The sequence below is a fragment of the Nocardia sp. NPDC060220 genome (assembly GCF_042727815.1).
GTDB lineage: Bacteria > Actinomycetota > Actinomycetes > Mycobacteriales > Mycobacteriaceae > Nocardia.
On record NZ_JBHWZY010000206.1, the window covers coordinates 1 to 9,208 of the forward strand.

11 protein-coding genes and 2 pseudogenes are annotated in these 9,208 nt (G+C 69.3%); 7 read left to right on the forward strand and 6 right to left on the reverse strand.

Annotation, left to right across the window (positions count from 1 at the left end; genetic code table 11):
- Both ACFWF3_RS13330 and ppgK read right to left on the reverse strand, forming a co-directional pair.
- Positions 1 to 450 (reverse strand): annotated as a pseudogene (locus tag ACFWF3_RS13330) (RNA polymerase sigma factor); the annotation flags it as partial.
- A 245-nt stretch (positions 451 to 695) separates the two neighbouring features.
- Positions 696 to 1,454, reverse strand: coding sequence for a polyphosphate--glucose phosphotransferase (gene ppgK / locus ACFWF3_RS13335; RefSeq protein ID WP_379313886.1), 759 nt, complete (start codon positions 1,452 to 1,454; stop codon positions 696 to 698).
- A gap of 108 nt (positions 1,455 to 1,562) precedes the next feature.
- On the opposite strand from ppgK, the gene ACFWF3_RS13340 reads away from it, so the two are divergent.
- Positions 1,563 to 2,462: an inositol monophosphatase family protein gene (locus ACFWF3_RS13340; RefSeq protein ID WP_379313887.1), complete on the forward strand. Its 900-nt coding sequence runs from the start codon at positions 1,563 to 1,565 to the stop codon at positions 2,460 to 2,462.
- A 5-nt stretch (positions 2,463 to 2,467) separates the two neighbouring features.
- On the opposite strand, the gene cei is transcribed toward ACFWF3_RS13340, so the two are convergent.
- Positions 2,468 to 3,151: an envelope integrity protein Cei gene (gene cei, locus ACFWF3_RS13345; protein ID WP_378626688.1), complete on the reverse strand. Its 684-nt coding sequence runs from the start codon at positions 3,149 to 3,151 to the stop codon at positions 2,468 to 2,470.
- Positions 3,152 to 3,526: 375 nt separating this feature from the next.
- Between cei and ACFWF3_RS13350 the strand changes: the two genes are divergently transcribed.
- A complete protein-coding gene (locus ACFWF3_RS13350) occupies positions 3,527 to 3,829 on the forward strand; it encodes a DUF4193 domain-containing protein (RefSeq protein ID WP_056811237.1) in 303 nt (100 codons plus the stop codon).
- Between the two features lie 83 nt (positions 3,830 to 3,912).
- On the opposite strand, the gene ACFWF3_RS13355 is transcribed toward ACFWF3_RS13350, so the two are convergent.
- Positions 3,913 to 4,449 (reverse strand): DUF3093 domain-containing protein, encoded by a 537-nt coding sequence (locus ACFWF3_RS13355; RefSeq protein ID WP_378988640.1) that lies wholly within the window; start codon positions 4,447 to 4,449, stop codon positions 3,913 to 3,915.
- A 72-nt stretch (positions 4,450 to 4,521) separates the two neighbouring features.
- Here ACFWF3_RS13355 and dut point away from each other — a divergent pair, with 72 nt between their 5' ends.
- A complete protein-coding gene (gene dut, locus ACFWF3_RS13360; protein ID WP_358063315.1) occupies positions 4,522 to 4,992 on the forward strand; it encodes a dUTP diphosphatase in 471 nt (156 codons plus the stop codon).
- Positions 4,992 to 5,900, forward strand: coding sequence for a DUF3710 domain-containing protein (locus ACFWF3_RS13365; RefSeq protein WP_378988642.1), 909 nt, complete (start codon positions 4,992 to 4,994; stop codon positions 5,898 to 5,900). The genes dut and ACFWF3_RS13365 overlap by 1 nt, the downstream gene beginning before the upstream one ends.
- Before the next feature lie 130 nt (positions 5,901 to 6,030).
- On the opposite strand, the gene ACFWF3_RS13370 is transcribed toward ACFWF3_RS13365, so the two are convergent.
- Positions 6,031 to 6,774 (reverse strand): alpha/beta fold hydrolase, encoded by a 744-nt coding sequence (locus ACFWF3_RS13370; RefSeq protein ID WP_379313888.1) that lies wholly within the window; start codon positions 6,772 to 6,774, stop codon positions 6,031 to 6,033.
- Positions 6,775 to 6,848: 74 nt separating this feature from the next.
- Between ACFWF3_RS13370 and ACFWF3_RS13375 the strand changes: the two genes are divergently transcribed.
- The 3 genes from ACFWF3_RS13375 to ACFWF3_RS13385 all read left to right on the forward strand — a co-directional run bounded on the left by ACFWF3_RS13375 (position 6,849) and on the right by ACFWF3_RS13385 (position 8,777).
- Positions 6,849 to 7,256 (forward strand): OB-fold nucleic acid binding domain-containing protein, encoded by a 408-nt coding sequence (locus ACFWF3_RS13375; protein WP_067458744.1) that lies wholly within the window; start codon positions 6,849 to 6,851, stop codon positions 7,254 to 7,256.
- Positions 7,257 to 7,259: 3 nt separating this feature from the next.
- Positions 7,260 to 8,006 (forward strand): DUF3159 domain-containing protein, encoded by a 747-nt coding sequence (locus ACFWF3_RS13380; RefSeq protein ID WP_378988646.1) that lies wholly within the window; start codon positions 7,260 to 7,262, stop codon positions 8,004 to 8,006.
- A gap of 126 nt (positions 8,007 to 8,132) precedes the next feature.
- The gene (locus tag ACFWF3_RS13385; RefSeq protein WP_379313889.1) at positions 8,133 to 8,777 is read left to right on the forward strand and encodes a sigma-70 family RNA polymerase sigma factor; all 645 of its coding nucleotides are present in this window, start codon (positions 8,133 to 8,135) and stop codon (positions 8,775 to 8,777) included.
- A gap of 4 nt (positions 8,778 to 8,781) precedes the next feature.
- On the opposite strand, the pseudogene ACFWF3_RS13390 reads toward ACFWF3_RS13385, so the two are convergent.
- A pseudogene (locus ACFWF3_RS13390) lies at positions 8,782 to 8,997 on the reverse strand (TrkA C-terminal domain-containing protein); the annotation flags it as partial.
- Positions 8,998 to 9,208: the final 211 nt, after the last annotated feature.

Genomic DNA, 9,208 nt, shown 5'->3' on the forward strand with positions numbered 1-9,208 from the left:
GAGTTCGGCGTCCTTGCGTGCTTGACGCAGCGCTTCGGACTCCTCCTCGTCCCAGACGAAATCGCCGGAAGCCTTGTCCTTCTCGGACGGCTCCGCGGTATCGGCGACCTCGGCGGCTTCCTCGGTGACGTCTTCGACGACGACTTCCTCGCCGACGAGTTCGTCTTCGGCGACTTCGAGATCACCGAGATCGTCGACCTCGACCGACTCGTCGTCGAGCTGCTCCTCACCGCCCTCGCCCGAGGTCGCCTTCTTCGCGGCGGTTTTCTTGGCCGGAGCCTTCTTGGCGGCAGCCTTCTTCGCCGGCGCCTTCTTGGCTACGGCCTTCTTCGCCGGCGCCTTTTTGGCAGCGGCCTTTTTAGCCGGCGCCTTCTTGGCCGGGGTTACGGCGTCGTCGGCATCGGCGTCGGAGGCCGAGTCGGCGGTCTGACGGGTATTCGTGGCTACCACGTACGCCCTTTCGTGACGGTCTCGTGCGGCGTCACGCCAGAGTGGTTTTCCGGCGGAGCGGTCGGTCGGGTTGCACCGGCGATGCGTCGGCCGGGGAAGTCGGCGCTCGTTCACCGACCTTCTCGCGACCGGCCGCGGCCGGAAGGTTTCACCGGCTCACCGCCGGACGTGTTCCATTGTAACGATCCAACCAGGGTACTCATGGCACGATGCCACCCAGGCGTTGCGTCGCAGGCCGCGCCGGGCTACGGCGCGAGGCCCGCATCGATGGCCATCGCCGCGCCGACGATACCCGCGGTGTTCTTCAATACGGCCGGAATCACGGGAGTTCGGTTGGTGAGCAACGGAATCCACTGTTCGTGATCACGGCTGATGCCGCCGCCCGCCACGATCACCTTCGGCCAGAACAGATCCTCGATGTGACCCAACACGCGACTCACCCGCTGCGCCCACTCCGGGTAGGTGAGGTCCTCGTTGTCCTTGACCGAGGCCGCGGCCAGATCCTCGGCGTCGACGCCCTCGATCTTGAGATGGCCGAGCTCGGAGTTGGGCACCAGCACGCCGTCGTAGAGCAGCGCGGAGCCGATGCCGGTGCCGAAGGTGAGCAGCAGCGTCAGCCCGTGGAGGTCGCGCGCGGTGCCGTAGCGGTCCTCGGCCAGTCCCGCTGCGTCGGCGTCGTTGAGCACGGTGACCTCGCGCCCGCCCAGCGCCTTCGCGAACAACGCGCGGGCGTCGGTGCCGATCCAGGCCTGGTCGATGTTGGCCGCGGTTCTGGCGTGGCCGTCGAGTACCACGCACGGCATGGTGACGCCCACCGGTCCCTCCCACCCCGCCTGCGCGACGAGTTCGGCGACCGCCCCGGCGACGGCGTCGGGCGTCGACGGCCGCGGTGTCGGGATCTTGATGCGCTCATGGGTGAGCAGGCCGGTGGCCAGATCGACCTCGGCGCCCTTCACCCCGCTGCCGCCGATATCGATACCGAATGCGTGCCCCCGAGTGGACATGGTTCAACCCCTTGCTGACGTGGTCGAGGTGCCTGGCAGACACCAGGGAGAAGAGTAGCGGTAGTCACCCCTCGCGCGACGAGCCACGACATGTGATGCGATGGGTGGGTGCCCGAATACACCGAGCCCGAGACCGTAACCGCCCCCACCACATCCGCCGATTACGAGCAGTTGCGGCGCCTGGCCGTCGAGCTCGCCGAGACGGCCGCCGCGCACGTGCGTGCCCGCAGGCCCGAGGTATTCGCCGACGACGGACCCGTGGCAGGCGCCGTGGCCACCAAGGGGCACGTCACCGATCCGGTCACCATCGTCGACACCGAATCCGAACAGCTGATCCGTGCGCTGCTCGCCGAGCGCAGACCCGGCGACGCGATTCTGGGGGAGGAAGGCGGCGGCGATGTCGGCGCCACCGCCGCGGGTGCCGTCACCTGGGTCGTCGACCCGATCGACGGCACCGTGAACTTCCTCTACGGGCTCCCCGGCTACGCCGTCTCGGTGGGCGCGGTGGTCGACGGCAAGCCCGTGGCGGGCGCCGTGGTCGACGTCGCCGCCGCCACCACCTACAGCGCCGCACTGGGCGCTGGATCGCACGCTGTGCGACCGGACGGCACTCGAGTGGCATTGCGCTGCAGTAGCGAGGATTCGCTCTCGGTGGCCCTGGTAGCCACCGGCTTCGCCTATGGCAGCGCGCGCCGGGCCCGCCAGGCGCAGCTGCTCACCGAGATCCTGCCGCGGATCCGCGACATCCGCCGCCTCGGCGCCGCCGCCATGGACCTGTGCCATGTCGCCTCGGGCAGGCTGGAGGCGTACTACGAGCACGGCCTCAACGCCTGGGACTGGGCCGCGGGTGCCCTCATCGCCGCCGAAGCGGGTGCGGTCGTGCACGTCCCCCCGGTCACCGTCGGCGGGGCCGCGGGCGAACTGACCGTCGTCGCGGCCCCCGGTATCGCCGCGGACCTCACCGACCTGCTCGACCGGGTCGGCGCGCCGACGGCGCTACCGGACTAGAGCGCTCAGCACTTGACTTCGCGTGCGGCGTCGAGGAGGTCCGGGTCGATCGAGGACGAGCTCGCGCCGGGGGCCAGGTTCTTGAGCGACCGGAGCACTGCCTCGGCGTCGGCGCCGGGTCGCAATGATTCACCGAACGCCTGCCCGAGGACCAGATCGACAGTGTCGTCGGTGCGCGGATCCTCGATCAGCTCGGCGCAGGGCGCGATCAACTGCACCGACGCGGCCGCGGGCCGCCCGTTCACGCCGAACCGGATCTGACCGGTGCAGGTGAGGTCGCCGCTGACATAGACCGGATCGTTACCGACCTGTGTCCCCGGCGCGCCGGCGAAGCCGAGGTCGGCCAGTGCCGCGCCGATGTTGCCCGCCTGGCCGCTCTTGCCGTTGGCGTTGAACACCCGCACCCGCGACTCCGACAGGGCCGCCGGGTCGACCTCGGCGAGTCGCGTCGGACCCACCCGGGTACCCAGTGCCGCGGGCTGCGGCGCGTTGGTGGCCGTCGGCGTGCTCGGCGCGTTGCACGCCATCGGTTCGTTGCTGTCGTCACGGGTTCGGAACGCCGTGATCCAGACGAACAGGCTCACCAGAGCCAGCACGAGGACGAGCGCGAGCCAGAGCTCGGGCCGCCGCCGCGGAAAGGGTTTGCCGTCGCGATCTGTCGCGCTGCCTTCGGTGATCAGTGAAACCACGCGCTCACTCTACGAGTCCCGCGGCGGTGCGCGAGTCGGGGAGGTCTCGGCGAGTTTCCCGGCAGGTGACGATTCGTCGTCGGTTTCGGCTCGGCGCGGGTTTGATTGCGACTTTCGTCCATCGGTCCGCTATTGTCTGGCCGCCCAGATCGAATATTTACCGGTGAAACGGTGGTCGGTCGCGGGAACAACAAGGGCATGTCCTGCGTTTACCGAACGCTGTCGGAGTAGATCGCTGGTCGATCGAACCTGATAGACGACCGGTGCACGTGTGAGGTGCACCACCGGCGGGGCGGTACGAACGCCGGAACCCTGCGGGGTTACGGCAATCGACTGATCCGGGATATACGGAGTAAGGACTGAGGGGAAGACGACATGGCAACCGACTATGACGCACCGCGGCGCACCGAATCCGACGAGGTGTCGGAGGATTCGCTCGAGGAGCTGAAGGCCCGCCGCAACGAGGCGCAGTCCGCCGTCGTGGACATCGACGAATCCGATACAGCGGAATCGTTCGAGCTTCCCGGCGCGGACTTGTCCGACGAGGTACTCAGCGTTCGGGTGGTCCCGAAGCAGGCGGACGAGTTCACCTGCTCGAGCTGTTTCCTCGTGCATCACCGCAGCCGACTGGCCACCGAGAAGGGTGGACAGCTCATCTGCATGGATTGCGCGCTCTAGCGGCAGGCAAGTGCGTGGCACCGTGCGGTCGATCGACCCGCATGGGCTATGCAGACTGATCCGTAGGGATCAGCGAGGAAGGGTCAGCCCGCGCTCGGGAGTCCGAGCGCGGCCAAGACCCGGTCCGGCCTACGCGTACTGACCAACCAGTACGGCGTGGGGTCGTCCGGGTCGTCCAGCACCAGCAATGCCATCGGGCCGATCCAGGCCCGGTGCTGCACATAGGCGGCGGGGTCGAGTTGTCGGCCCAGCGCCGCACTCTTGGCCGTCGGCGCGACGGCCGCGGCGCGCGCGACGAAGCTCACCGGTAGGTGGGCGCGGTCGACGCGCAGTTCCGCCGTACCATCGTCGGCCACGGTGACATCCAGGCGATGCCTGCTCATCCACAACAGAATCCAGACCGGGACCGGCGCCAGCAACACGTACGGCAGCCAGGCCCGCAGACCCGGCGCGCCCATATGGATCTCGGCTGCGAGCAGGCCCGCGATCGCGAAGCCGACCGGCCACCACCACAGCGGCACCCACAGGCGCTCGGAGTAGGGCGACGGACCCTGCGCGCTCGGCGCGCCGTGGTCGGTGTCTGTGGTCGCGGTCGTCGGGGAATGGGGCTGGTCGGGCACCCCTCAACACTAGGTCACCGCACCAGGGCTGCGACGAGAAGGTCCGGCCTCGACCGCGTAGTCTCGACCGATGTGAACGCACTTGCACCGATTCCGCTGCGGCGGCTCGATCCCGGCATCCCTGTGCCGACGCGTGCCCATCCGGGTGACGCGGGCGTCGACCTCTGTACCACCGAGGATGTGATCATCGAACCGGGCGAGCGGGTGCTGGTCGGTACCGGGATCGCGATCGCGTTGCCGATGGGCACGGTCGGCTTGATCCACCCCCGGTCCGGCTTGGCGGCGAAGGCCGGTCTGTCGGTGGTCAACACGCCCGGCACGGTCGACGCGGGTTACCGCGGTGAGATCAAGGTGTGCCTGATCAACCACGACCCACGCACCGCCATCGAGCTGCGTCGCGGCGACCGCATCGCGCAGTTGCTGGTGCAGCGGGTCGAGTTGGTCGACTTCGCCGAGGTCGACGATCTCGACGACACCGCCCGTGGCACCGGCGGGTACGGGTCGAGCGGCGGGCATGCCAGCCTGGCCGACAAGGAGGCGTGATGGGTCTGTTCGGAAAGAAGAAGCGCGCGCGTGACGACGCCGCCGACGACTACGTCGACTACGACGACGTCGAGTACGACGAGGCGGACTACGACTTGGACGCGGACTCCGACGAGTACGACACCGACGAGTTCCAGCGCCCCGACTTCGCGCGCCTGGACTTCGACGACGCTCCGACCGATGAGCGCATCTACGGCAATTTCGACCATGCCCCCGATGCCGCCGCGGGCCCCTACGACATCAGCGAGGTTTCCGACGAGGCCATCTCGCGTCGCCTCGATCTCGGCTCGGTGCTCATCCCGGTGCCCCAGGGCGGGCAGTTGCAGGTGGAGATGAGTCCCGACGGCACCCCGCAGGCGGTGCACCTGGCCACCGAGCACGGCAGGCTCACGGTCGCCGCCTACGCCGCGCCCAAGTCGGCGGGTCAGTGGCGCACGGTCGCCGCGGATCTGGCGGAGTCGCTGCGCGGTGACGGCGCGAGCGTGGCTGTCGAGAAGGGCCCGTGGGGCCGCGAGGTCAAGGCGATCACCGAGGGCGCCGATCTGCGTTTCATCGGTGTCGACGGTCCTCGCTGGATGATCCGGCTGGTCGCCGCCGGCCCCAAGGGCGCCGTCGACGACCGCAGCCCGCTGATCACCGCTGCCCGCGCGGTCCTGGCCGACGCCGTGGTCCGCCGCGGCACCGACCCCCTGCCCGTGCGTGACCCGCTTCCGGTGGTCCTGCCCCAGGAACTGGCCGAACAGCTGGCCGCCGCCCATCAGCAGCAGGTCCAGGCCCAGCAGGACGCGCTCGAGGCCCAGGCGGCCGCCGCGGCCGCTCCGCCGCCCTCGGCCCTCCCGCCGAAACTGCCGGACGAGCCGCGTCGAGGCGCGGACGGTTCGGCCATGCAGCAACTCGGCCTGAACTAGGCGTGGCTCCGCCGCCTCTCCGCGACTTTCGCCGGTCGTGGGGAGGTGGTTCGGCGGGTGACCGAGCCTGCGGTTCGGGGCGGGTGTGGTGTCGGGGGTATCCGGACGAGTTACCCGTGTATTCGCGAAATCAGTTGTCCTGCAAGGCTGTTCGTTGCGTGAGAGTCGCTGGTAGCAGCGCGCTCAACTCTGCGAACCCGGTGTGCCCGAGGATCGCCGGGTCGGCGCCCAGCTCGGCGAGTGTCACCCGGTGCAGTCGGGCTGACGGCAATGTTGCCGCCCATTCCTCAGCGACGGCGATCGGGTGGACCGGGTCGTCGCCGGCGCCGACGACCGCGACCGGCACGTCGTTGCCCGCCAAGTCGTCCAGCGACGGCCACGTGTACGCGGCGGCCTCGTCCAGCGCGGCGGGCAGGTGCGGCCACTGCCCACGCCAGGACTGGGTCAGTGCGTCGGCCAGCCAGGGTGGACTCGAGGCGCGCATCCGCTCCAGCACCGCCTCCAGACCGTCGGCTCGCAGTTGCTCGGCGGTAACCGCGGCGCTCAATGCGGCTGGGCACGCGGCGGTTTCGGCACCCGTCCAGGCGGGTAATGCTGTGATGACACCGACTACCGCGGTACGGTGCTCGGCTGCCCAGTCGAGTGCGATCGCGGCGCCGAGGGAGATGCCCGCGGCCAGGACCGGACCGCGCGCCGCGGCAGCGTCCAAAGCCGCGGTACAGCTCCCGATCACGGCCTGCGGGTCCGGTTCGACGGCGTGGAAGGCGAGTCCGTACGCGAGGGCGGCAGGCCCGAACGCGCGGGCCGCGAAATCGGCGTCGGAGCCGGTCCCCGGCAGGGCGACCACGGTGACCTGGGGTGGGGTGCGCAACACCGACCGAGCGTAGCGGCCGGGCGTTTGCCCATCTACAGTGGCGGTGTACGGCCAACTAGCGGGAGAAGCGTGACATGTCGTCATCCACGGGCGGACACAAGTCGGGATCGGGTCCGGACTCGGGATATTTTCGCCGACTCGGTCGTCGTCTCACCGCCGATATCGACCAGCTCGACGCCGAGGAATTGGCTGAGACGGCCGATGCGTCCGGTGCCCGGCGGGCCAAGGATTGCTGTCGTGGCGAAGAGGCGACGATTCTGGGCAGACTCCGCAGTGTCGAGGCGTGTCCCAAGGCGGCCGGTGCCACCGTGCAGGCCGAGTTCTTCGACGGCACCGATGCCATCACCCTGGTGTGGATCGGGCGCAGGCGCATTCCCGGTATCGAACCGGGCAGGCGCATTCTGGTCCGTGGTCGCGTCGGCGACCGCGACGGCCGCAAGGTGATCTTCAACCCCTACTACGAATTGCGCGGGAACAGCTGACGTATGCCCTCCAGCGACGAGTACCGCACTGCCGCGGACCCCGAAGCCACCGTGGCGTTGCCCGTGGTCACCGATGAACAGGTGGACCCGGAGATCGACACCGAGGTCGACAAGGCCGAACAAACCTTGCTCGAGCAGCTCGGCGGTTTCAGCGGCCTGATCTATTCCACCCTCCCCGTTCTGGTTTTCGTCCCGGTGAACACCTTCGCGGGCCTCACCGTGGCCATCTGGGCCGCTCTCGGCGTCGCCGCCGCCATCCTGATCTGGCGACTGGTGCAGCGCAGCCCCATCCAGCCTGCCGTCTCCGGCTTCCTCGGCGTCGGCCTGTGCGCGCTCATCGCCCAGCGAGTGGGGGAGGCCAAGGGCTTCTTCCTGTTCGGCATCTACACCAGCCTGGTGTACGCGGGCGTGTTCGCGGTGTCGATCCTGCTGCGCAGGCCGCTGGTCGGGGTGATCTGGGGCGCGCTCAACGGGCACGGTCACCGCTGGCGGACCGACAAGCGCATCCGCAAGCTCTACGACCTGGCCACCGCGGTCTGGGTGGTCGTGTTCGGCGCCCGCTACCTGGTGCAGTCGCAGCTCTACGACACCGACCACACCACCTGGCTGGCCGTGGCGCGGATCGGCATGGGCTGGCCGCTCACCGCGGTCGCCCTGGTGGTCACCGTGTGGGCGGTGCGCCGCGCCGGGCACCTGCCCGCCGAGAAAGCCGACAAGCCCGGCGCCGGAACGGAATCCGTGCCCGCGTAAGGGTGGTCAGCGCGCCGCCGGAGGTGGGGAAGTACCCACCCTGGGGTATCTGGTCGCGACCGGCTGTTCGTCGCACGATCAATGCGTAGGAAAAACGCGATGATCGTGAGAGGACCGGCGACCATGATGGCAACCGAGCACCGAAATGAGCGACCGGCCACCGCAGCACGCCGCGACGCCGCCAAGACCCCGGCGCCCGTGCTGTCGGAGAGCAAGCGCCTCGGCGCCGAACTCGACGCGCTGATCGGCCCGGCCGCCGCCGGTGATCGCGACGCCGTCGCCGAGATCCTGCGCCTGGTGCACCCGGTGGTCCGCCGGTACTGCTCGGCCCGTATGGGCGCCACCGGGCATCTCACCGTGACTGCCGACGATGTCACCCAGGAAGTCCTGATCGCCACTGTCACCGCCATCCCGCGCTACCGCGATCAGGGCAAGTCGTTCCTGGCCTTCGTCTACGGCATCGCCGCCAACAAGGTTTCCGACGCGTTCCGTCGCGGGAAGCACACTGCCTACCCCACGGCCGAGCTGCCCGACAGCGCCAGTACTTCGGCGGGTCCGGAGGAGTGGGTGCTGGCCTACGAGCGCCGCGCCGCCACCCTCGAACTGATGAAGGTGCTCGCGCCGAATCACCGAGAGGTGCTGCACATGCGCATCGTGCTCGGCTGGAGCGCGGCCCAGACCGCCGAGGCCATCGGCACCAGCCCGGGCGTGGTCCGGGTGATGCAGCACCGCGCGCTCAACAAGCTGCGCGCGGAACTGAAAGTGGCGTAGGGACTTACGGCCGCACGCCGTGCGTCGCCAGCGTGAGTCGCAGATCCTCTTCGGCTTCCACCGAGGTGACGAACAACAGTTCGTCGTCACCCTCGAACGGATCGTCGGGTTGCGGCACGATGACCCGGCCACCGCGCAGGATCGTCACCAGCGCGGTATCGCGCGGCATCTTCAAAGTCCGCACCGGCTTGCCTGCCAGCTGGGTGTCGGCGGGCGGGTTAAACTCGCAGCTGACCAGCGAGGACAGGGGCTCCTCGACGGTGCTGACCACCGGTCCGTCCGGTGGGCGGCGTACCGGATGCACGCGGAAGCAGGTACCGTTGAAGCCCTACGGGCACGGACTCCCCACGGAGAGTCCGTCTCGAAACATGAACGCGTGTCAAGACTCTGGGGCCGTCGAGCCCCGTCACCGAGGGGGTCGAGCCATGGGG

Excerpts from the sequence above, each read along its gene's own strand:
- ppgK (WP_379313886.1), bottom strand. The coding sequence starts at position 1,454 with ATGTCCACTCGGGGGCACGCATTCGGTATCGATATCGGCGGCAGCGGG.
- ACFWF3_RS13385 (WP_379313889.1), top strand. The coding sequence starts at position 8,133 with ATGGCAACCGAGCACCGAAATGAGCGACCGGCCACCGCAGCACGCCGC.
- ACFWF3_RS13365 (WP_378988642.1), top strand. The coding sequence starts at position 4,992 with ATGGGTCTGTTCGGAAAGAAGAAGCGCGCGCGTGACGACGCCGCCGAC.
- ACFWF3_RS13350 (WP_056811237.1), top strand. The coding sequence starts at position 3,527 with ATGGCAACCGACTATGACGCACCGCGGCGCACCGAATCCGACGAGGTG.
- ACFWF3_RS13375 (WP_067458744.1), top strand. The coding sequence starts at position 6,849 with ATGTCGTCATCCACGGGCGGACACAAGTCGGGATCGGGTCCGGACTCG.
- ACFWF3_RS13380 (WP_378988646.1), top strand. The coding sequence starts at position 7,260 with ATGCCCTCCAGCGACGAGTACCGCACTGCCGCGGACCCCGAAGCCACC.